General features: G+C 68.5%; 19 protein-coding genes. 12 read left to right on the top strand and 7 right to left on the bottom strand.

The annotated features are described in order from the left end of the window. Positions 1-51 precede the first annotated feature (51 nt). The 6 genes from ACZYYX_RS09135 to ACZYYX_RS09110 all read left to right on the top strand — a co-directional run bounded on the left by ACZYYX_RS09135 (position 52) and on the right by ACZYYX_RS09110 (position 7104). Positions 52-351: a hypothetical protein gene (locus tag ACZYYX_RS09135; protein WP_463814098.1), complete on the top strand. Its 300-nt coding sequence runs from the start codon at positions 52-54 to the stop codon at positions 349-351. A gap of 102 nt (positions 352-453) precedes the next feature. Continuing rightward, positions 454-753, top strand: coding sequence for a hypothetical protein (locus ACZYYX_RS09130; protein ID WP_463814097.1), 300 nt, complete (start codon positions 454-456; stop codon positions 751-753). Positions 754-780: 27 nt separating this feature from the next. Continuing rightward, on the top strand, positions 781-3177 hold the full coding sequence (locus tag ACZYYX_RS09125; protein WP_463814096.1) for a lysylphosphatidylglycerol synthase domain-containing protein: 2397 nt from the start codon (positions 781-783) through the stop codon (positions 3175-3177). 99 nt (positions 3178-3276) lie between these two features. After that, positions 3277-4728, top strand: a complete 1452-nt coding sequence (locus tag ACZYYX_RS09120; RefSeq protein WP_463814095.1) for an LLM class flavin-dependent oxidoreductase — start codon at positions 3277-3279, stop codon at positions 4726-4728. A gap of 13 nt (positions 4729-4741) precedes the next feature. Continuing rightward, positions 4742-5911: an LLM class flavin-dependent oxidoreductase gene (locus ACZYYX_RS09115; protein WP_463814094.1), complete on the top strand. Its 1170-nt coding sequence runs from the start codon at positions 4742-4744 to the stop codon at positions 5909-5911. Beyond that, positions 5908-7104, top strand: a complete 1197-nt coding sequence (locus ACZYYX_RS09110) for an SfnB family sulfur acquisition oxidoreductase (RefSeq protein WP_463814093.1) — start codon at positions 5908-5910, stop codon at positions 7102-7104. The genes ACZYYX_RS09115 and ACZYYX_RS09110 overlap by 4 nt, the downstream gene beginning before the upstream one ends. Before the next feature lie 5 nt (positions 7105-7109). Here ACZYYX_RS09110 and ACZYYX_RS09105 read toward each other — a convergent pair whose 3' ends face one another. Then, a complete protein-coding gene (locus tag ACZYYX_RS09105) occupies positions 7110-8300 on the bottom strand; it encodes an acyl-CoA dehydrogenase family protein (RefSeq protein ID WP_463814092.1) in 1191 nt (396 codons plus the stop codon). A gap of 99 nt (positions 8301-8399) precedes the next feature. Between ACZYYX_RS09105 and ACZYYX_RS09100 the strand changes: the two genes are divergently transcribed. Next, entirely contained in the window at positions 8400-9599 is a 1200-nt protein-coding gene (locus ACZYYX_RS09100) for an acyl-CoA dehydrogenase family protein (RefSeq protein ID WP_463814091.1), read from the top strand. Here ACZYYX_RS09100 and ACZYYX_RS09095 read toward each other — a convergent pair. The 5 genes from ACZYYX_RS09095 to ACZYYX_RS09075 all read right to left on the bottom strand — a co-directional run bounded on the left by ACZYYX_RS09095 (position 9596) and on the right by ACZYYX_RS09075 (position 13973). Further along, positions 9596-10669: an ABC transporter ATP-binding protein gene (locus ACZYYX_RS09095; protein ID WP_463814090.1), complete on the bottom strand. Its 1074-nt coding sequence runs from the start codon at positions 10667-10669 to the stop codon at positions 9596-9598. The genes ACZYYX_RS09100 and ACZYYX_RS09095 overlap by 4 nt on opposite strands. Then, positions 10666-11457: a carbohydrate ABC transporter permease gene (locus ACZYYX_RS09090; RefSeq protein WP_463814089.1), complete on the bottom strand. Its 792-nt coding sequence runs from the start codon at positions 11455-11457 to the stop codon at positions 10666-10668. Before ACZYYX_RS09090 ends, ACZYYX_RS09095 begins: the two co-directional genes overlap by 4 nt. Next, positions 11454-12323, bottom strand: a complete 870-nt coding sequence (locus tag ACZYYX_RS09085; protein WP_463814088.1) for a carbohydrate ABC transporter permease — start codon at positions 12321-12323, stop codon at positions 11454-11456. The genes ACZYYX_RS09090 and ACZYYX_RS09085 overlap by 4 nt, the downstream gene beginning before the upstream one ends. Then, a complete protein-coding gene (locus ACZYYX_RS09080) occupies positions 12320-13672 on the bottom strand; it encodes an extracellular solute-binding protein (protein WP_463814087.1) in 1353 nt (450 codons plus the stop codon). The genes ACZYYX_RS09085 and ACZYYX_RS09080 overlap by 4 nt, the downstream gene beginning before the upstream one ends. Before the next feature lie 88 nt (positions 13673-13760). After that, entirely contained in the window at positions 13761-13973 is a 213-nt protein-coding gene (locus ACZYYX_RS09075; RefSeq protein WP_463814086.1) for a hypothetical protein, read from the bottom strand. A 174-nt stretch (positions 13974-14147) separates the two neighbouring features. On the opposite strand from ACZYYX_RS09075, the gene ACZYYX_RS09070 reads away from it, so the two are divergent. The 5 genes from ACZYYX_RS09070 to ACZYYX_RS09050 all read left to right on the top strand — a co-directional run bounded on the left by ACZYYX_RS09070 (position 14148) and on the right by ACZYYX_RS09050 (position 19813). After that, positions 14148-14852, top strand: a complete 705-nt coding sequence (locus ACZYYX_RS09070) for a M15 family metallopeptidase (RefSeq protein WP_463814855.1) — start codon at positions 14148-14150, stop codon at positions 14850-14852. A 100-nt stretch (positions 14853-14952) separates the two neighbouring features. Further along, on the top strand, positions 14953-17220 hold the full coding sequence (locus ACZYYX_RS09065; protein WP_463814854.1) for an MMPL family transporter: 2268 nt from the start codon (positions 14953-14955) through the stop codon (positions 17218-17220). Then, the gene (locus ACZYYX_RS09060; RefSeq protein ID WP_463814085.1) at positions 17217-18287 is read left to right on the top strand and encodes a type III polyketide synthase; all 1071 of its coding nucleotides are present in this window, start codon (positions 17217-17219) and stop codon (positions 18285-18287) included. The genes ACZYYX_RS09065 and ACZYYX_RS09060 overlap by 4 nt, the downstream gene beginning before the upstream one ends. A 3-nt stretch (positions 18288-18290) precedes the next feature. Then, a complete protein-coding gene (locus ACZYYX_RS09055; RefSeq protein WP_463814084.1) occupies positions 18291-18794 on the top strand; it encodes an isoprenylcysteine carboxyl methyltransferase family protein in 504 nt (167 codons plus the stop codon). Then, positions 18791-19813 (top strand): NAD(P)/FAD-dependent oxidoreductase, encoded by a 1023-nt coding sequence (locus ACZYYX_RS09050; RefSeq protein ID WP_463814083.1) that lies wholly within the window; start codon positions 18791-18793, stop codon positions 19811-19813. Before ACZYYX_RS09055 ends, ACZYYX_RS09050 begins: the two co-directional genes overlap by 4 nt. Here ACZYYX_RS09050 and ACZYYX_RS09045 read toward each other — a convergent pair. Continuing rightward, positions 19799-21625: a sensor domain-containing diguanylate cyclase gene (locus ACZYYX_RS09045; protein ID WP_463814082.1), complete on the bottom strand. Its 1827-nt coding sequence runs from the start codon at positions 21623-21625 to the stop codon at positions 19799-19801. The genes ACZYYX_RS09050 and ACZYYX_RS09045 overlap by 15 nt on opposite strands. Between the last annotated feature and the right edge of the window lie 7 nt (positions 21626-21632).

Genomic DNA, 21632 nt, shown 5'->3' with positions numbered 1-21632 from the left:
CCGTTTGACAGGTCAGATCACCAAGATCACCACAAACGAAGAAGGCCGGAAATGAAGAAGTTCACCGTCACCACAGCCGCCGCAGCCGCGCTCACTGCCGGCATCCTCGGACTGGCCTCACCCGCGCAGGCCGCTCCGACCGGTGGCAACGCCGCCGACACCATCAGTTCGTTGGAGGCTCAGGGGCTTCGGGTCGTCGTGACCCGCCAATCCAGCACACCGCTGGACAAGGCGTCGGTCGTGTCCGTCACCCGCGGTCCCGCCATCCCGCAGAGCGTGCCGTTCGCCACCTCTCAGGGCGACAACAGCCGCACGGTCCGCAGCCAGACCGTCTACGTCACGGTCAAGTAGTGCGAATCAGAAAGGGGCGCCTCTCGAACCAGAGGCGCCCCTTTCTCGTGTAGAGGGTGGCACGAATCCGCAATGCACGAACCACCTGAAAAGAGCACTCCGATGATCCGACCTTCTTTCTTGGCCGCCGGGACCGCTGCAGTCGCGGCGGCACTGAGCCTCGCCGCACCAGCTGTCGCCGCACCGACCGGAGCAGGCCACGCTGACACCGCGATCACAGCACTCGAGGGCCAAGGCAACCGCGTGATCGTCACCCGCCTGTCGAACGCACCCCTCGACGAGGCGTCGATCGTGTCGATCACCCACGGCCCCGTCGTGCGCCAAGGCGTTCCGTTCGCGACGTCGCAGGGCGACAACTTCCGCTCGATCGCCAACCAGACCGTCTACGTCACCGTGAGGTGATCGGCCAGCCGCTATGATCGGTGGGCCATGCGCGTCGACGGGCGGGACATCGTTGTCTCGGGAGATCTGCTCCAACCACTGACCCGGCGTACCAACGACATTCTGCGGCTCCTGTCGGCCGGGCTCTTCCTGGTGATCGTGGTGACCAGCTCGCTGATCACCCGCTACGAATGGGAAGCGCTGGAACGCTCGATCTCCGAGATCGTCGGCGTCCTGAGCCCCACGCAGTCCAACACCGTCTACCTGGTCTACGGCATCGCGATCGTGGCGCTGCCCTTCATGATCCTGATCGGCCTCGTTCTCGCCCGTCAGTGGAAGCTGCTCGGCGCGTACGCCGCCGCGGGCATCATCGCGATTCTGTCGCTGTCGATCACCGGCAACGGCATCGCCGCGCCGCGTTGGCATTTCGATCTCACCGACCGTCTCGACACCGTGGCGTCGCAATTCCTCGACGACCCACGGTGGATCGCGATGCTGGCCGCCGTGCTGACGGTGTCCGGGCCGTGGTTGCCGGCCCGGTGGCGACGCTGGTGGTGGACGCTGCTGTTGGCGTTCGTACCGATCCACCTCGTGGTCAGCGCGGTGGTGCCGGCCCGGTCACTGCTCGGGTTGTCGGTCGGCTGGTTCGTCGGCGCCCTCGTCGTGCTCGTGGTCGGCACGCCGGCGCTCGAGGTTCCGCTCGACGGTGCGGCACGGGCGATGGCGCGCCGCGGTTTCCGGGTGGCAGCGCTGCGCGTGGTGCGGCCGGCGGGCCGCGGGCCGATGCTGCTGCACGCCACGCAGGACCGCGGCGCCGATCACGCCGACCCCGACGAAGGCATGGCGATCGTCGAGCTCTACGGACCGCATCAGCGCGGCGGCGGCTTCCTGCGGCAGTTCTGGCGCAAGCTGCGGCTGCGCGACAGCGAGACAGCGCCGCTGCAGACGTCGATGCGCCGCGCGATCGAGCATCGGGCGCTGATGGCGATCGCGGTCGGCGATGTCGGGCTGGCCAACACCGCCCCGATCGCGGTGTCGGCACTGGAGCGGGGCTGGACGCTGTATGCGCATCGGCCCGCTCAGGGCACGTCCATCGACGACTGTGCCGACCAGACCCCGGTCGCCCGGTTGTGGGATGCGTTGGCGGTGCTGCACAGTCAGCAGATCTCGCATGGCGATCTGCGGAGCAAGGAAATCACCGTCGCCGATGGCGCGCCCCTGTTCGGCGGGTTCGGCCTCGCCGAGTACGGCGCGTCAGAAGCTCACCTGCACAACGACATCGCCCAACTCCTGGTCACCACCACCGATCTCTACGGCGCCGACAAGGCAGTGGCCGCGGCGATCACGGTTTTCGGCAACGACGCCGTCCTGGCGGCCTCCCGTCGACTCACCAAAGCTGCCATGCACCAACGTATTCGGCAGTCGGTGCGCGATCCGGCGCAGGCGATGGCGAGCGCGCGCGACGAGGTGAAGCGCCAGACCGGAGCCGATCAGATCACCACGGCGACGATCACCCGCTTCACCCGCAGTCAGCTGATCCAGACCGTGCTGCTGGTCGCCCTCGTCTATGTCGCCTACCCGTTCATCAGCTCCGTGCCGGTGTTCTTCGCCGAACTCAGTACGGCGAATTGGTGGTGGGCGGTGCTCGGGCTGACGGTCTCGGCCCTGAAGTACCTCGGAGCGGGAGCGGCTCTCTGGGCCTGCGCCGATGGTCTGGTCAGCTTCCGCAATCTGGCCATCATGCAGGTCGCGAACACGTTCGCGGCGACGACGACTCCCGCCGGTGTGGGTGGGTTGGCGCTGAGCACCCGGTTCCTGCAGAAGGGCGGTCTGGGCGCACTGCGGGCGACGACAGCGGTGGCGCTGCAGCAGTCGGTGCAGGTGCTGACCCATGTGGCTCTGCTGATCGCGTTCAGCGCGGCGGCCGGGGCATCGGCGAATCTGTCCCGGTTCGTGCCCGGCGCCACGGTGCTGTATTTGATCGCGGGGGCGGCGCTCGGGGCGGTCGGAGTGTTCCTGTTCGTGCCGAAGCTCCGGCGCTGGCTGGCCACGGCGGTGCGGCCGCGCCTCAAGGAGGTCGTCGACGATCTCATCGAGTTGGCCCGCGAACCCAAACGGCTCGGACTCATCATCCTCGGTTGTTCCGCAACCACTTTGGGAGCCGCACTGGCGCTGTGGGCGAGCATCGAGGCGTTCGGCGGTGACGCCAGCTTCGTCACTGTCACGATCGTCACGATGGTCGGCGGCACGCTGGCCTCAGCGGCGCCCACTCCCGGTGGTGTCGGCGCTGTCGAGGCGGCCCTGATCGGTGGCCTCGCGGCATTCGGCGTGCCGGCCGCGGTCGCGGTGCCTTCGGTGCTGCTCTACCGCATCCTGACGTGCTGGCTGCCGGTGTTCGTCGGCTGGCCGATCATGCGCTGGCTCACCCGCCGCGACATGATCTGAGCCCACCGACCCCGCGGAACAGCAGCAAGCCACCGCAGAGTCAGAATCGCGATGAGACAAACTGGTGCCCCCGGCGCGCACACCCGGCACCCTTTCGCGGTGACCCGTGTGATCCGCTTCAACGCCTTCGACATGAACTGCGTCGCCCATCAGTCCCCTGGCCTGTGGAAACACCCGGAAGACCAGTCTTGGCGATACAAGGACCTGACCTACTGGACCGAGCTCGCCCGCCTCCTCGAGCGCGGCCGCTTCGACGGGCTGTTCATCGCCGACGTGCTGGGCACCTATGACGTTTACGGCGCCAGTGACGAGGCCGCGATCCGCCAGGCCGCCCAGGTTCCGGTGAACGACCCGCTGCTGCTGGTCTCCGCGATGGCCTACGTCACCGAACACCTCGGCTTCGGCGTCACCACGGGCACCGGCTTCGAGCACCCCTATCCGTTCGCCCGACGCCTGTCCACGCTCGATCACCTCACCGGCGGTCGGGTCGGCTGGAACGTGGTGACGGGGTATCTGCCCGCGGCGGCCCGCAACATGGGTCAGACCGATCAGCCTGCCCACGACGCCCGCTACGACCACGCCGATGAATACCTCGAAGTGCTCTACAAGCTGTGGGAAGGCTCCTGGGAGGACGACGCCGTGGTGCGCGACGCCGCGCGCGGGGTGTTCACCGATCCGGACAAGGTGCACCACATCGGCCATGACGGTGCGCATTTCCGCGTGCCCGGTATCCATCTCAGTGAGCCGTCACCGCAGCGCACGCCGGTCATCTACCAGGCCGGGGCGTCCCCGCGCGGGGTGCGGTTCGCCGCCGAGAACGCCGAAGCGATCTTCACCGCCGCACCCACCAAGGCGATCCTGCGCGACACGGTGTCGACCATCCGTCGTGAACTCGAGATCGCGGGTCGCGACCCGTACTCGGTGAAGATCTTCAACCTGTCGACGATCGTCACCGCCGGCACGGACGAGGAGGCCAACGCGCGCCACGCCGAGTACCTGTCCTACGGCGATCCCGAAGGCGCACTGGTGTTCATGTCGGGGTGGATGGGTGTGGACCTGGCGCGCTACGGGCTCGACGAGCCGGTGGGCAACGTCGACTCGAACGCCATCCTCTCCGCGGTCAAGGCGTTCCAGTCCGCCGATCCCGACGGTCGCGAGTGGGCCGTTCGCGACATCGCGGAGTGGGGCAAGATCGGCGGTATCGGTCCCCGGTTCGTGGGATCGGGCGCATACGTGGCGGATTCACTACAGGAGTGGGTGGAGGAGACCGACGTCGACGGGTTCAACCTGGCCTACGCCGTCACTCCGGGATCGTTCTCCCAGTTCATCGACCACGTCGTGCCCATACTGACCGCGCGGGGCGCCTACCAGTCGGCCTACACACCGGGGACGCTGCGCCACAAGCTCAACGGCGCCGGTGATCGACTGCCCGCCGAGCACCGCGGCGCCTCTTACCGTGTGGGCGGCGCCCGCTCCACGATCGTCGACCGGCCGTCCACGGTTCCCTCGTCCTCGGCTTCTGTTGCGGCCCAACCCGCACGCGGCCGCTGAAAGGATTCACACCATGTCTCTTCGTCTGCACTGGTTCCTGCCCACCTACGGCGACAGCCGCTTGATCGTCGGCGGCGGCCACGGCACGCCGGCCGGTGCCGCGCACAGCGACCGTGACGCCTCGATCGACTACCTCGCCTCGATCGTGCGGGCCGCCGAATCGTTCGGCTTCACAGGCGCGTTGATCCCGACCGGCGCCTGGTGCGAGGACGCGTTCGTCACCGCGGCATTGCTGGCCCGGGAGACCACGTCGCTGGCGTTCCTGGTCGCGTTCCGGCCGGGGTTGGTCAGTCCGACGTTGTCGGCGCAGATGGCGGCCACGTTCGCCCGCCACGCCCCAGGGCGTCTGTTGCTCAACGTCGTCGTCGGCGGCGAAGCCCACGAGCAGCGGTCGTTCGGCGACTTCCTCGACAAAGACGCCCGCTATCAGCGTTGTGACGAGTTCTTGGAGGTGGTTCGTCGCCTGTGGACCGGGGAGAGGGTGACGTTGGAGGGCGAACACATCCGCGTCGACGATGCCGCGTTGGCGACGCTGCCGGATCCGGTGCCGCCGTTGTACTTCGGGGGCAGCTCCGCGGCGGCGGGTCCCGTGGCCGCCAAGCACGCAGATGTCTACCTCACCTGGGGCGAGCCGCCGGCCGCGGTCGCCGAGAAGATCGACTGGATTCGCAAGCTCGCCGCGGACGAGGGCCGCCCGGTGCGCTTCGGTATCCGCCTGCACACCATCTCGCGCGACACCGCCGACGAGGCGTGGCAGCAGGCCGACCGGTTGGTGGCCGCGCTCGACGAAGAGACGGTACGCAAGGCTCAGGATGGCCTGCATCGCAGCCAGTCTGAGGGGCAGAAGCGGATGCTGGCGTTGCACGAACAGCGTCGCAGCGACGGAAGCTGGCACGACGCACGGTCTCTGGAAGTGGCGCCGAACCTGTGGGCGGGCGTCGGCCTGGTCCGCGGCGGCGCGGGCACCGCGTTGGTGGGTAGCCACCAGGAGGTCGCCGACCGCATCGCCGAGTACGCGGAGGTGGGGATCGACGAGTTCATCTTCTCGGGTTATCCGCATCTGGAAGAGCTGTACTGGTTCGGCGAGGGCGTGGTGCCGATCCTGCGTGATCGGGGTTTGTTCACGGCGGAAACGAGAAGCACTGCTGCACCGTCGATTCCGTTCGTAGGGTCGAGCCGGTGATCACCTCCGTCGACGATGTCCTGCCCGTTGCGCGATCGGTGGCCCAGGATGTCGCCGCCGGTGCGGCCGACCGTGACGTTCATCGCCTCCTGCCGCACACCGAAATCAAGGCGTTGAAAGATTCCGGTCTGCTGGCCATCACGGTGCCCGAGCGCTGCGGCGGCATCGCAGCCCCGGCAACGGTAGTCGCCGAGGTGTTCCGGATACTCGCCCACGCCGATCCGTCACTGGCTCAGATTCCGCACTCGCACTTCACCTTTCTCGAAGCACTGAGGCTCCAGGGCACCGTCGAACAGCATGAGTTGTTCTTCGGTGAGGTCCTCGCCGGCGCGCTGGTGGCCAACGCACAGAGTGAACGGGGTCCCCATCCCATCGACGTGGATGCGACGACACTGACACCTCGCGCGGATGGGGACTACGTGCTGACGGGCCGCAAGTTCTACAGCACGGGGGCATTGTTCGCCGACTGGGTGGTCGTCCGCGCGTCGTGCAGCGACGGCTCCGGCGAGGTCCCGGTGGCGTCCACGCCGAAGGCGGTCGCGTTCGTGCCGCGCGACGCAACGGGACTGGAGGTCGTCGACGACTGGGACGGCATGGGTCAGCGCACCACGGCATCCGGGACGGTGACGCTCGACGACGTCGTGGTGCCGGCAGCCCACGTCGTACCGTTCAGTGCGATCTTCTCGAAGCCGACGGTGTACGGGGCGCGCGCCCAGTTGTGGCACAGCGCCATCGACGTCGGTATTGCGACCGGCGCACTCGCAGCCGGCGTGCATCAGGCAGGTCGCGCGAGGGCGCATTTCGAGGCGCGGGTACCTGCGGCTGTCGAGGATCCGACGGTGATCAACGCAGCAGGTGAACTCGCCGTCACCGTGCGTTCGGCCCAGGCCTTGCTGTCCGAGGCGGCTCGCCGCGTCGACGAGGCCACGGCGCATCTGACCGAGGAGTCGGCTGCCGAAGCGTCGGTGGCGGTGGCGGCTGCCAAGGTGGGCGCAGTGCGCGCGGCCCTGGCTGCGTCCAACGGTCTGTTCGAATTGGGCGGCACGCGAAGCGCATCCGCATCGGACAACCTGTCGCGGTTCTGGCGCGATGCTCGCACACACACGCTGCATGATCCGACGCGGTGGAAGCTGCAGCACATCGGCCGGTACACCCTGTCGGGCACCCTGCCGCCGCGGCACGGGCAGATCTGAGTCGTTCAGGTGTAGAGCGTGATCGGCTGCACGTCGCCGGTCAAGTAGTGGGCGCCGACTTCGAGCTTCTTGTAGTCGACGGGGTCGTGCAATGAGTGGGTGCGAATGTTGCGCCAGTACAGGTCCAGCCCGACCGAACTGAGCGTCGAGCTGGCGCCGGTGAGCTCGTAGACCCGATGAGCCACCTCGAGCGCGGTCTCGGTCGCCACCACCTTCAGTGCGGCGATGCCGATTTCGACCTCGGTGCGGTCGGCGGCGGTGACGTCGGCGCCGCGCGCGAGCACGGCGTCGAACGCGGCGTTCCACCGGTCGGCGAGTGCCTCGACGGCGGCGGTGCGGGCCAGGAGTTCGCCGAACGTGCGCTGCACGAACGGGTCTCGTGAGTAATGCGGGGCAGAGCTGAGCAGCCATGCGCCGCGGCGCTGCAGAGTGAGCTCGCGGGCCCGCGCGAGGGATCCCTCGGCGATCCCGAGGTACAGGTTGGCGAAGCCGAGCTGCACCCCCGGCGTGACGAGCGTCGAGTACGGTTCCTCCCCCACCTCGCCGAGTACGTCATCCGGGTCGATTCTGACGTCGCTGTACTCGACGCTGCCGCTGGCGGACAGCCGCTGCCCCAGTGCGTCCCAGTCGTCGACGAAGCACACCCCTGGTCGGTCGTGATCGACGACGGATGCCAGCACGGCCGCCCCGGTCGAGGCCATCACCAGTGTGACGTCACCGGTGGCTGCTCCGGTGGCGAATCGCTTGCGGCCGTTGAGGCGGTACCCGTCACCATCGGGGGTGAGAAGCAGGTCGGGGTCGACGGGGTTGACCGCGTCGCCCCACAGCCAACTGTCTCGCGCCGACGCGGTGAACCAGTGGTCCCACCGCGCCGCGTCCCCGAAGAACACGATGCTGGCCTGATTGCAGTAGTGGTAGCTCAAGAGCTGTGCGACCGAACCGTCAGTGCGGGCGAGGCGCCGCACCGCGCGCAGCCCGGTCGACCAGTGCCCTCCTGCCCCACCGAACGAGACCGGGATCAACAGATCAGCCAGGCCTGATTCCTTGAGTAGCTTCAGTTCCGCATCGGGCGGCCGGTTGGCGCGGTCTCGCTCGAGGACGTCGTGAGAAAGGGCCGCCGCGACGTCGTCGGAGACAGCGTCCCAGCGCTCGGTTTCGGCGGGCGACAGCGGTTCGGTCCAGGGCGTGCGGGGCATCGCCGACACTGTACGGACATGTGTCGCGATGGTACCGACTTCTGTTCTGGCGGAGTGAAATCGGTGCGCTGCGGTGTAGATGTGTTCGACTGTGCGGTCGTGACAGATATCGCCACCCGCCCCAGGCTCGCACAGGCCCGCGCCCACTTCGCCGACGTGTTCGCTGAGATCGCCGCGGGGACGCGGGACCGGGAACTGTCCGGCGCTCTACCGTTCGAGGCCGTTACCCTGCTCAAACACGCCGGATTCGGAACCTTGCGAGTGCCGGTTGAGTTCGGCGGGTGGGGGCTGGACTGGACCGAGATCACGGCACTGTGGATCGACCTCGCCGCGGCCGACGCCAATCTGGCGCAGGCATTGCGCGGTCACTTCGTGCTGGTCGAGGACACCGTGTTCCGGCACCGCCGCGGTGAGGACCAGTCCCGGTGGTTCGCCCGGTTCGTCGAGGGCGAGATCGCGGGGAACGCATGGACGGAGACCGGTCCGACGGCCATGGGCGATGCGCAGACCACGGTCACGCACCGCGACGGCCGTCGCGTGGTGAACGGCCGCAAGTTCTACACGACGGGAACGATCTTCGCGGAATGGGCTGATGTCTACGTCAAGGACGGCGACGGCTGGGCGACCGCGGTCGTGGACACCCGCCAACCCGGCGTGGTGGTCCACGACGACTGGGACGGCTTCGGTCAGCGCGGTACGGGGACCGGCACCACCGAGTTCACCGACGCCGTCGCCGACGACGTCATTCCCTTCGACCGCAGGCATCCCTACCAGACCGGGCTGTATCAACTGAATCTGGTGGCAACGCTGGCCGGCATCACCCGCGCGGTTCTCACTGACGTGACGTTCGAGGTCCAGCAGCGTGATCGCAACTACTCCCACGCCAACGCCGCCCGGGTGCGGGACGACGGGCAGATCCTGGGCAGGGTGGGCGACATCTGGACCGCGGCGTACACCACCGAGGCGGTCGCCCTGAAGCTGGCGGAGGCGATCGACGCAGCCGCGACCGCCGACGACGAGGCGCTGCCTGCGGCCGCCGAACGAACCGAACTCGAGGCGGCCGCTGCGCAATTGACGGCGTCGCGGCTGGCGGTCGAGGCGGCGTCCGACCTCTTCGACACCCTCGGTGCGTCGGCGGCATCGCGCGCCCGCGGGCTGGATCGGCACTGGCGCAACGCCCGCACGGTGGCCTCGCACAACCCGCGGTTGTTCAAGGCGAAGGTGCTGGGCGCCCACGCCGTCAACGGCACTCCCCCGCCATACGCGTGGGGTATCGGCCGCACCCAGCGCGACAGCTAGCCGAGCCGGTCGCCGCTTGCTGTGTCGAACAGATGCACGCGGTCGGCTCGGACGTCCACCGCAACAGTGTCCCCGGGTGCTGGCGCGCCGGGCCACTGCGCCACCGCGGCGGCCTCGACCACCGCTGTCAGGCGGTGCTCTCCCACCCGGACGATCAGAACGTAACGGGGACCGAGTAATTCGACGAGTTCCAGCGTTCCGTTGCCGGTTGCGTCCGGGGTGACGGTGAGGTCCTCGGGACGGACGCCGAGTGTGACGGCGGTGTGGTCGGCGCCGGCGACGCGCACGCGCAACCCACCGCCGTCGAAGACACCGTCGCGTACCGCTCCGGGGATGAGGTTGGTGCTCGGCGACCCGATGAAGCCTGCGACGAAGGTGTTGGCCGGCCGCCGGTACAGCTCGGCCGGAGTGCCCGCCTGGACGATACGTCCTGCCCGCAGGACCACGAGCTGGTCGGCGATGGTCATCGCCTCTTCCTGGTCGTGGGTCACGTAGAGCGCGGTGATCCCGGAGTCCTGTTGCAGCCGCCGGATTTCGGACCGCAGCTCGACGCGCAGCTTGGCGTCGAGATTGCTCAGCGGCTCGTCGAACAGGAACAGGGCCGGGGTGCGCACCAGCGCGCGGGCGATCGCCACCCGCTGCTGTTGACCACCGGAGAGCTGGCGGGGTTTGCGCTCGAGCAGCGCGGTGATCCCCACCCGCTTCGCGGCGTGCCGAACACGCTCAGCGGTGGCGTCTTTGGGCACCCCGCTGTTGCGCAGCGGGAAGGCGATGTTGCGCTCGACGCTCAAATGCGGATAGAGCGCATAGTTCTGGAAGACCATCGCCACGTCCCGCTGGGACGGGGATGCGGCGGTGACGTCACGCCCGTCGATGTGCACGGCCCCGGCGTCGGCGGACTCGAGGCCGGCGACGATCCGTAGGGTGGTGGATTTCCCGCATCCCGACGGTCCCACCAGAACGGTCATCGACCCGTCGGGAAGAGACAGGGTGAGCCTGTCGACGACCGTGGTCCGTCCCGACGATGTGTCGAATGTCTTGGTGATGTCGTGGAGTTCGACGGTACTCACTTGGTGGCTCCTGTCGTCAGCCCGCCGACCAGATGACGCTGGGCGGCGAGCGCGAGCACGTAGACCGGCAGGATGCCGAGAAGGCCGGCCGCGGCCTGCTGCCCGAATTGCACGTTGCGGTCGCCCTGGAACAGTGACAGCCCGACGGTCAGGGTCTGACTCTCCTTGGTCACGGCGAGGTACACCGCGAACAGGAAGTCGTTGTAGCTGAGGAAGAACACGACGAGCAGCGCCGCGACCACGCCGGGCAGAAGAAGCGGCACAACGACTTTGCCGAAGGTGGCCGTCGGCCCCAACCCGTCGATCGCGGCGGCCTCGTCGATCTCGACGGGGATGCGGCGCACGAAGCCGTCCAACAACCACGCCGCGACGGGCACTCCGGCGATACCGTTGACCAGGATCAGGCCCCCGACGCTGTTGACCAGACCGACCCAGCGCAGCAGGAAGAACAGCGGGATGATCGCCACGATCGGCGGCGCGCAATAGCTGGCCAGCAAGACGGTGAGCAAGCGCTCGCCGTGCACATGGCGGGCGGTGAAATATGCGGCCGGGGCTGCGATCACGACTGCGAGCAGGGCAGCTCCCACGGCTGAGGACCACGAGTTCTGCAGCATGCTGCCCAGTTCGATGGTGTCGAAGACTTTCACGACGTTGCTCATCGTCCACGCATCCGGCAGCAGGCTCGAATTCAGCACGTCACCGGCAGGTCGCACGGCCAGCGACAGCAGGTAGGCGATGGGCAGCAGTGCAACGATCACGGCGCAGGCCAGCGCGATCCGACGGCTCACCCGTCGGCCTTCACTGCGCGTGCCCGCAGCGTGGTGACCACCGTCGCCACGGCACCGACCACCAGGCCGAACACCAGTGTCTGCGCGGCAGCGGTGCCCATGTCGAAGCTGCCCCGCAGACCGGTCTGGTAGATGACGAACGGAGAGAGCGCGGTGGAGAATCCGGGCCCGCCCGAGGTGATGACGACGATCGAGTCGAACACTTTGTAGCCGATCACGAGTTCGAGCACCGCGACGGCCCACACCGTCGGGCCGATCGCCGGCCAGGTCACGGTCGTGAACGTCCGCCAGCATCCGGCGTTGTCGATGCGGGCCGACTCCAGGAGCTCGGGTCGCACGACACCGAGGGCGGCGAACGAGATGAGGGTCGCGAATGGGGTCCACTGCCAGATGTGGATGACCATCAGCACGATCAGTGCGCCCGCACCGGAGCCCAGCGGGTTGATCCCACCCAGACCGACGGCGGCGAAGATCCCGGCCAATCCTCCACCGACGGGTGCCAGCAACAGCTTCCACGCGACCCCGACCAGCACGGGTGCGGTCACCAGAGGGAGCAGCAGCAGCGCCCCGGTGATCCCGAAGCCGCCGCCGCGGTGGCGCAGCAGCAGCGCAAGGGCAAGTCCGAGGGCGGTGGTGGCTGCGGCGACGACGAGAGCGAACAGCGTCGACTTCCACAGGGACGGGACGAAGGCCGGTGACGCGAACGCCGTCGCGAAGTTGTCCGCACCGGTGAAGCTGCGCAGCGGATGTGCCAGAGACGATTTCGTCAGGGCCAGCCCGATGAGATAGACCGTGGGGTAGACCAGGAACAGCGTCAGTCCGGCGATCGCGGGCGCGGCCAGCCACAGCGGAACGCGCCGTGTCATGTCGCGGCGCTCTCCCATCCACGCTGCGCATTGTCCAGCGACTGCTCGACGGTCTGACTGCCGCTGATCGCCAGCGCGAGCTGATCGACCAGGTCCTGCAACAGTTTCGGCGCACCGGCTTGCTTCGGCCACACCAGCGGATCACCGCCGAGACCCTGCCGGATGGGGGCGATCGCCTTGGTGACGACCTTGGCGTAGCCGTCGGAGTCGAGCACTTCGGTGCGCACGGGATCGATCCCGGCGCCCGCCGTGGAGGACACCACGAGGTTCTGCGGGGCTGCGGTCGCCCAGTTGACGAATGCGGCTGCCGCGTCGGCGTTCTTGGTCGCGGTGGAGATGCCCAGCCCGAAGCCGGCGTCCAACGCGGTGCGGGGCGTGGTGTTGGTGCCTCCGACGGGTAGCGAGACCGCACCCCACTTGCCGGCGATCTTGGAGGCAGTGGGATCCTCGGCCCGCAATGCCATGTCGGTCCAGGTGTCGAGCAGCGCTCCCTGGCCCGTGAGGAACGCGGTGTTGGCCTGGTCGAAGCCGATCTGAAGCGGGGTCGGCAGGGCAGACGGCGCCACGTCGACGAGATGCTTGAGGGCGGCGATCGAGGCGTCGGAGGTCAACGTGGGTTTTCCGTCGGCGTCGACCAGGTTTCCGCCGTAGCCCGTGAGCCGGTTGATGTAGGAGCAGCCGAGGATCATCGGAACCTGTTGGCCAGAAACGATGGCGCCGTATGCCGCACCGCGTGCGTCGGTGGTGATCTTCGCGGCGACCTCGTCGTACTCGTCCCAGGTGGTGGGCGGGGTGACCCCGTAACGATCCAGCAGTTCGGCGTTGTAGAAAAGGATGTGGATGTCACCGTCGTACGGCAGTCCGTACCGTTTGCCGTCGAGCAACGTGTAGGGGTCGTACACCGAGCGCAGGTACCCGTCGACGCCGATCTGTGCCGCGTTGGCGTCGATCCACGGGGTCAGCTCGGTCAGCGCTCCCGCGTCGACGAGATCCCCGAGGCCGAAGTAGAAATAGTCGAAGACATCGAATTCACCGGTGCCGCTTTGTACGTCGAGAATCTGTTTACTGGTCAGCTGATCGTAGGGCGATGCGGTCACCTCGAGCTTTCCACCGGTGGCCGCTGCCCACTTCGGGGCGAGGACGTCCCGGAACGACGTCACGTGCGGTTGGTTGACGAGCAGTTTGAGCGTGACGCCCTCGAAGCGGCCCGACAGCGGCGCGGTGGACGGCAGCGCAGAGCTGGTGCTCGACGATCCGCACGCGGCCAGGGCCGGGGCGAGCACAGCCGCACCGCCGGCGAGGCCGAGCAGTTGCAGCGCACGACGGCGCGAGAAGGCAGGAACGGTCACACCGAGAGACGCTACGAAGACTCGCAGGATCTACGTAAGAGAAAAACTCAGCCCGAATCTTGCCTGCGCAGACTCCAGCGGCGGTTCCTCAGCAGAGGGATCCGGCGAACACCGCTCCGGTCACCAGCGCGACGACGATCGCGACATTGGGCAATCCGCCCGCCAGTGCGAGGACCACTCCCGCGATCCCGGCGATCAACACCGTCGCCATCACGAACCCGATCAGCCAGTTGACGGGGTGAGAGCCGCGCGCAGGCGTCATCTCCTGCGGGACCATTGCGCCCTCGCCGATTCCGGCCATGTTCGTCCTCCTTGTGATGGCAGACACAAATATAACTCCGGAATGACACAAATCACAGCAAGACTGCGCAAACGGCACTATCGAAAGCTGCACTAACAAAAGCGATTAGGCGGCCTAAGCGAGGACGGGCGGTTCGGTAGGTTCGCAGGGGTGCGCCTGCGCAGGCTCGTCCCGATGGCGGCCCTGGCGGCCGTCCTCGTGCAGTGCGCGCCTGCGCCGGCGCCGACGACACCGACACCGACACCGACGACGTCCCGGACCGCCACGACCACACCGACGCCGCAGCCTCAACCGGCGACCGTCACCCCCGTCACCGCCACCGACCTCGGGGCGACCTGGCGCCCGGGCTGCCCGGTGTCTCCCGACCAGCTACGACGCGTCGAGCTCGACCACTGGGGGTCCGACGGCCGCCTCCATCGCGGAGAGCTGGTGGTCGACGCCGCGATCACCGATGCCGTCATCGACGTGTTCGCCCGCCTCGCGGCGCTGCGCTTCCCGATCGAGAAGATGCACAGCCCCGACCGCTATCCCGGCGCCGAGGACGAACTGTCGATGCGTGACAACAACACCTCGGCGTTCAACTGTCGCGGCATTCCCGGGTCCACCAGCTGGTCCTGGCACGCGTATGGCCGGGCGGTCGACATCAATCCGCTCGTCAATCCCTACGTCGATGCCCGCGGCGGTGTCGGTGTCGGTGTCGGTGTCGGTGGCGGTGTCGAACCCGCCACCGGCACACCATGGCTCGATCGCACCCGCCGCGATGCCGGCATGCTCCACGACGGCGACCCGGTCGTCGACGCTTTCGTGACCAGGGGTTGGCGCTGGGGCGGGCACTGGCGCACACCGATCGACTACCAGCACTTCGAGCTCCCACGATGACTCCCCCGCCATGACTTAGGTCACACCTGACCCAGACGGTGAACCCAACCGGCGGCCCCGTCGTGTCCCGTTCAGGCCTTCGATCGGACAGGAGACGACACTGCTGAACCGAATCGCGTCGCTCGCCCTCACCGCCCCGCGCCGGATCGTGGCCGCCGCGGCGGTCCTCACCGCACTGCTCGCACTCGTCGGTGTGCCGGTCGCCGCCCACCTGTCCCCCAGCGGCTTCGCCGACCCGGGCTCCGAGTCGGCTCGGGCGTCGCAGACCCTTGCGGACACCTTTGGTCAGGGCGATGTCGCCATGGTCATCGTGGTGTCCTCGCCCGACGGCATCGACAGCCCGGCCGCACGCCGGACCGGTGAACGCATCGCCGAGGAGGTGAGCCGCGAACCCCACGTCGCGACGGTGTCGTCGGCCTGGAGCGCACCGACCGCCCCGCCGTCGGCTGTGCCGAACGATCAGGCCGGCCTCGTCAACCGCGATCGGACAGCCGGGCTCGTCGTGGTCGGCATCAGCGGGACCGAAGCCGAACAGCAGACCTACGCCACCCAGATCGACGAACAGGTCACCCGCGACGTGCCCGACGGCGTCAGCGTGCGGACCGGCGGCACCGCGATGGTCAACGTCCAGATCACCGAGCATTCACAGCGCGACCTGCTGCTGATGGAGGGGTTGGCGATCCCGCTGAGCTTCCTCGTCCTGGTGTGGGTGTTCGGCGGACTGCTGGCCGCGGCCCTGCCCGTGGCGATCGGGGTGATGGCGATCGTCGGCGCCCTCGCGGTGCTGCGGGCGGTCACCGTCTTCACCGACGTGTCGATCTTCGCGCTGAACCTCGCCACCGCGATGGGCTTGGCGCTCGCCATCGACTACACGCTGCTGATCCTGAGCCGCTACCGCGACGAGCTCGCGATGGGCGCAGATCGGCGGCAGGCCATCCGCACGACGATGGGCACCGCTGGGCGCACGGTGATCTTCTCGGCGACGACGGTCGCGTTGTCGATGTCGGTGATGGTCCTGTTCCCGATGCACTTCCTCAAGTCCTTCGCTTACGCAGGCGTGGCGACGGTTGCGTTCGCCGCGGCATCGGCGGTGATCGTCACCCCGGCCGCGCTGGTGCTGCTCGGCGATCGGCACACCGCCCTGGACGTACGCCGCCTCGTGCGCCGCGTACTGCGCCGCCCAGAGCCTGAGCCCGTCACCGTGGAGCAGCGCTTCTGGTACCGCTGCGCGAAAGCCGTGATGCGCCGCGCCGTGCCTCTCGGACTCGCCGTCGTCCTGCTGCTGGTCGTCGCGGGCCTGCCGTTCCTCGGCGTCCGGTGGGGCTTCCCCGACGACCGCGTGCTCCCCCGGTCCGCGTCGGCCCACCAGGTCGGCGACCAGTTGCGGGACGAATTCGCCGAGAACACCGACACCGCAGTCACGATCGTGCTGCCCGACACTCGCGGACTGGACCCCGCCGAGCTGTCGACGTATGCCACCGACCTGTCCCGCGTGACCGACGTCGTCGCGGTCTCGGCACCCACGGGCACCTACGTCGACGGCCGCCTCGCCGGCCCGCCGTCGGCTCCGACCGGTGAGCGCGACGGAGCCTCCTATCTCACCGTGGCCAGCAGCGCGCCGCTGTTCTCCGACGCCTCGGAGACCCAACTGAACCGGCTGGAAGCGGTACCCGGCCCGGGCGGGCGCGCGGTGGAGATGACCGGTACCGCCGCGGCCAACCGGGACAGTGTCGCCGCCATCACGTCCACCCTGCCGCTGGTGCTCGGCCTCATCGGCGCGATCATGTTCGTGCTGCTGTTCCTGCTCACCGGCAGTCTGGTCGTTCCGCTGAAAGCCCTTGTGCTCAACGTTCTCTCGCTCAGCGCCGCGTTCGGCGCGCTGGTCTGGGTGTTCCAGGACGGTCATCTCGGCGGGCTCGGAACCACGCCGACGGGAACGCTGATCGCGAACATGCCCGTGCTGCTGTTCTGCATCGCATTCGGCCTGTCCATGGACTACGAGGTGTTCCTGGTCGCTCGAATCCGCGAATTCTGGCTGCGCACAGGAGATTCCGATGAATCGGTAGCATTGGGCATCGCCCACACCGGGCGCATCATCACTGCCGCGGCGCTGATCATGTCCATCTCTTTCGCGGCGCTGATCGCCGCAAGCACTTCGGTCATGCGGATGTTCGGTCTCGGACTGACGCTGGCGGTGCTGGCCGACGCGACGCTCGTGCGCATGGTGGCGGTACCCGCCTTCATGCGGTTGATGGGGGGCAGGAACTGGTGGGCCCCACAGTGGCTCAACCGGATTCATCGCCGCCTCGGGTTCACCGAGGCACCGGCGATGCCTTCTCGAGAACACACGGAACGGATATCCCCATGAGCCCTGTCAGTGTCATCGCCGGCGTCGCCGGCGCCCTCCCCGAACACCGCTACAGCCAGCAGGAAGTCACCGAGACCTTCCTCGCGATGCCCGCGTTCGCCGGCTTCGCCGATGTCATCACCGCTCTGCACGAGCACGCCAAGGTGGCCAGCCGGCATTTCGTCCTGCCACTCGAGAGGTACCACGCGCTGCAGGACTTCGGCGAGGCCAATGACATGTACCTCGAGCACGCCGCCGATCTCGCCTGCGAGGCGCTGACCGCAGCGCTCGACGAGGCAGGGCTGCACGCCGCCGATCTGGACATGATCATGACCACCACCGTCACCGGCATCGCGGTGCCCTCCCTGGACGCCCGCATCGCGACGCGGATGGGACTGCGGGCCGATGTGCGCCGTATTCCACTGTTCGGATTGGGTTGCGTCGCAGGGGCGGCCGGCATCGCTCGCATGCACGACTATCTACGCGGCGCGCCCGGCCACACGGCCGCGCTGATCTCCGTCGAGTTGTGCTCCCTGACGTTCCCAGCCGTCGAACCGACGATGGCCAGCCTGGTGGGCAGTGCGCTGTTCGGCGACGGGGCGGCCGCCGTGGTCGCCGTCGGCGAGGAGCGCGCCCGTCGTCTGGACCCGCACGGTCCGGCGGTGATCGACTCGCGCAGCCGGCTCTACCCCGACACGTTGGACACCATGGGCTGGCGGGTGGGAGGAAGCGGGTTGTCGCTCGTGTTGTCGGCGAACCTGCCCGAGCTCATCGACCGCTACCTGGCCGACGATGTGACCGCGTTTCTCGGTGCCCACGATCTCGAGGTCGACGACATCGCTGCGTGGGTGTCACATCCCGGCGGCCCCAAGGTGATCGAAGCCATCACGGACGCTCTCGATCTCGGGCCCGATGCGTTGGAGCTGACGTGGCGCTCGCTGGCCGAGGTGGGCAACCTGTCCTCGTCGTCGGTGCTGCACGTGCTGCGAGACACCATCGCCAAGAAGCCGCCCGCCGGTCGGCCCGGTCTGCTGATGGCGATGGGGCCTGGCTTCTGCGCGGAGTTCGTGCTGCTGGGTTGGCGGTGAGCCGTGCTGGCTTACATCGTTCTGATCGCCGCGGTCGCCCTCGAGCGGATCGCCGAACTGGTTGTTTCACAACGTAATCTGCGGTGGAGCCAGGAACGCGGCGGCGTGGAGTTCGGGGCCCGGCACTACCCGGTGATGGTGGTGTTGCACACCGCTCTGCTTGCCGCCTGCCTCCTCGAGGCGGCGCATCGGGCGTTCCTGCCCGCACTGGGGTGGCCGATGTTCGGCGTGGTGCTGGCCGCGCAGGGGTTGCGATGGTGGTGCATCAGCACCCTCGGTCACCAGTGGAACACCCGGGTGATCGTGGTGCCCGGAGCGGGCCGGGTCACCGGCGGCCCCTACCGGTACCTGTCTCATCCGAACTACGTCGCCGTCGTCGCCGAGGGCATCGCGCTGCCGCTGGTCCACACCGCCTGGCTCACCGCTGTCGTGTTCACCGCGCTGAACGCGGCCCTGCTCCACGCCCGAATCATCTGTGAGAACCAGGCTTTGGAGCGCCTCCCGTGATCGATCTGGCCGTAGTCGGCGGCGGACCCGCGGGGCTGGCCACCGCGCTGGCCGCCGCCCGCCTCGGTCTGGAGACGGTGGTGATGGAACGGCGGCAGGCACCGATCGACAAGGCATGCGGCGAGGGGCTGATGCCGCACACCGTCCGCCATCTCGCCGCGCTCGGTGTCCACCCCGACGGGGTGCCGTTTCGCGGTGTCACCTACCTCGACCCGAATCGTGCGGTAACCGCCACGTTCGCCGCCGGCCCCGGCCTCGGGGTGCGGCGCACGGTGCTGCAGCAGGCGATGCTGGACGCCGCCGTGTCGGCAGGGGTACGGGTCGTCAGCACGACCGCGGACACCATCGAGCAGCACCGAGACAGCGTGTCGGTGAACGGGATTCGAGCCCGCTACCTGGCGGCGGCAGATGGTCTGCACTCGCCGATCCGGGCTCAGCTGGGTCTGCGGCGTCCCGGAGGCGTGCGACGCCGATGGGGACTGACCCGTCATGTCGGCATCGCGCCCTGGACCGACCGCGTCGAGGTGTACTGGGCCGCCGATCCCGACGCCGGGGAGGCCTACGTGACACCGGTCGCCGACGACTGCGTCGGCATCGCGATCCTCACCTCTCGTCGTGGCGGATTCGACGATCACCTCGCGGCGTTTCCTGCTCTGCGCGAACGTGTCTCGGGATCGCCGCACGGTCCCGACCGCGCTGCCGGGCCTCTTCGACAGCGCGTGACCCGCAGAGTGGCCGGCCGGGTGATGCTCGTCGGCGACGCCGCCGGCTACGTCGACGCGCTGACCGGCGAGGGGCTGGGCGTGTCGTTCGCCGCGGCCCGCGCGCTGGCCGGGTGCGTGGCCGCCGACGAACCCGACGCCTATGAACAGCTCTGGCGCCGATCCACCCGCCGCTACCGCCTGATGACGTCGGTGGTGGTGCGGTCGAGCGCATCGCCGGTGCGGCGCGCGATCGTGCCGGCGGCGAAGGCGTTGCCGTCGGTGTTCGGCCGGGCGGTCAACCTACTCGCCGAGTAGGACCCCGGCCTCCCGGTACATCGACACCGCGTCGCGTCCGTTGCTCTTGGCGGCATAGAGCGCCTTGTCCGCACGGTCGAGCAGGTCCCGTATCGCCAGGTCTGCATCGGGGTCGGTCTGTCGCCACGGCCGCAGCGTCGCCACCCCGACGCTGATCGTCACGGTGCCCGTCGCAGCTCCGGCATGCGGAATCGCCAGGGAGCGGATGGCCGTCACCAGCCCTTTGGCGAACCCGGCCGGGTCGTCGCACCCCGAGAGCACGACCGCGAATTCCTCGCCCCCGTATCGCGCAGCGACGCACACGCTGGGGTCGGCGAGGTGCGCCAGCACCCCGGCGATGTGCCGCAGGCATTCATCACCGGCCTGGTGACCGTAGAGGTCGTTGAAGGATTTGAAGTGGTCGATGTCGACGAACAACGCCGTCACCTGCTCGCCGGCGGCACTGGCCCGCAGCCAGATCTCACCGGCGCGAACGTCCAACCCCCGGCGATTGGCCAGCCCGGTCAGCGGATCGGTGTTCACCATGTCGGTCAACGACTCCTGCACCTCGCGCTCCAGCGTCACGTCGCGCATGATCGCGGCGGTCAAGCCGTCCGCGGTGCGCCGACTGTGCAAGATGTACCAGCCCCATGATCCGTCGGTGCGCCGGACGCGGAAGGGCTCCGAGGCACTCTGGATCACGGCCGGGAAACCGGCGAGGGCCGCGCGGTCGTCGGGATGGATCTGGCCGAGCCATGCGGACTTGGAAACGGGACCGTCGGGGATCGCGAGGATCTCGTGCCCCTTGCTGGCGCGGTGCAGCACGGCGCCGTCGGAGTCGACGAGGATCACCACGTCGCCGGTCAGGTCGGCGATCAGTTCGTAGGCCTTGTGGCTGACGTCTTCGAGGGCGACCAGCCGCATCCGATCCTCGAGGGCGGCGGCGACGAGCACCAGCATCGTGAACGCGCCGAGGACGAACACCTGCACCGAGATCAACGCCTGACCGGGAGTCTCGATGGACAGCGCGAACGGGCCGTAGCCGGCGAACGTGCCCCCCAGCGCCATCGCCGAACCGACGGCCATCGCGGCGAACGCGGCCGCGATGCCGGATCGGATCAGCACCAGCAGCGCGGGCAGACCGGACAGGAACACCAGCACGAAGCTCGTCATCCTCGCAGACGCCGCGCACAGCCCCACGGTGACCGCGTTCATCGTCGCGAACCATGCCGCGTCGCGCCAGGTGTGCCGGCGTACGTAATGCCGCCACCGGAGCATCAGGGGTACGAGGAACGCGATGCCGACGGCCTCGGTCAGGTACCACGCCATCGCGGCGTGGAGCAGCTGCCCCGGTCCGGTACCGACTTCGCCGTTGATCACCAGCCCGGCCACGCCGATCGGGCTGGCCAGCGCCGGCGCGAGGTAGACGCCGTAGAGCAGGAACCGCTGCCAGCTGCGCAGCGAGTCGCTGTGGCCGGACACCCAGTCCTGGTCGCGATGGAGCATCGCGGCGGCGAACACGACCGCAGCGAGTGTGGACACGACTCCGATCTCCGGGGCGAGCCCGAGTACGAGCCGTGCCGGGATGATCTGGATCGCCAGGAACGCGACCACATAGACCGGCCACTGCCTGCGCGGCGAGGTGAGCAGGGCGACCAGCTGCGGTGCGACCGCGGGCCACACCATCGCGTAGGACCAGCTATCCAGGAAGACCAGCCCGCGGACCGCGAAGCAGGCGACACCGACGGCCAGGGTCCAGCCGATCAGCCGCGGTAACGGGGGCACAGCGGCGGCAGCACGGCGCGTCACCACGGGGTGCGCGCCCATCGCCATCGGAACA

This window comes from Mycobacterium sp. IDUB_1 (genome assembly GCF_055419625.1).
This window is presented reverse-complemented; position numbering and strand designations above follow the sequence as displayed.

Coding starts and splice junctions, on each gene's coding strand:
- ACZYYX_RS09045 (WP_463814082.1), bottom strand. CDS start 21,625: ATGGCGATGGGCGCGCACCCCGTGGTGACGCGCCGTGCTGCCGCCGCT.
- ACZYYX_RS09075 (WP_463814086.1), bottom strand. CDS start 13,973: ATGGCCGGAATCGGCGAGGGCGCAATGGTCCCGCAGGAGATGACGCCT.
- ACZYYX_RS09115 (WP_463814094.1), top strand. CDS start 4,742: ATGTCTCTTCGTCTGCACTGGTTCCTGCCCACCTACGGCGACAGCCGC.
- ACZYYX_RS09070 (WP_463814855.1), top strand. CDS start 14,148: ATGGCGGCCCTGGCGGCCGTCCTCGTGCAGTGCGCGCCTGCGCCGGCG.
- ACZYYX_RS09125 (WP_463814096.1), top strand. CDS start 781: ATGCGCGTCGACGGGCGGGACATCGTTGTCTCGGGAGATCTGCTCCAA.
- ACZYYX_RS09085 (WP_463814088.1), bottom strand. CDS start 12,323: ATGACACGGCGCGTTCCGCTGTGGCTGGCCGCGCCCGCGATCGCCGGA.
- ACZYYX_RS09060 (WP_463814085.1), top strand. CDS start 17,217: ATGAGCCCTGTCAGTGTCATCGCCGGCGTCGCCGGCGCCCTCCCCGAA.
- ACZYYX_RS09135 (WP_463814098.1), top strand. CDS start 52: ATGAAGAAGTTCACCGTCACCACAGCCGCCGCAGCCGCGCTCACTGCC.
- ACZYYX_RS09130 (WP_463814097.1), top strand. CDS start 454: ATGATCCGACCTTCTTTCTTGGCCGCCGGGACCGCTGCAGTCGCGGCG.
- ACZYYX_RS09105 (WP_463814092.1), bottom strand. CDS start 8,300: ATGCCCCGCACGCCCTGGACCGAACCGCTGTCGCCCGCCGAAACCGAG.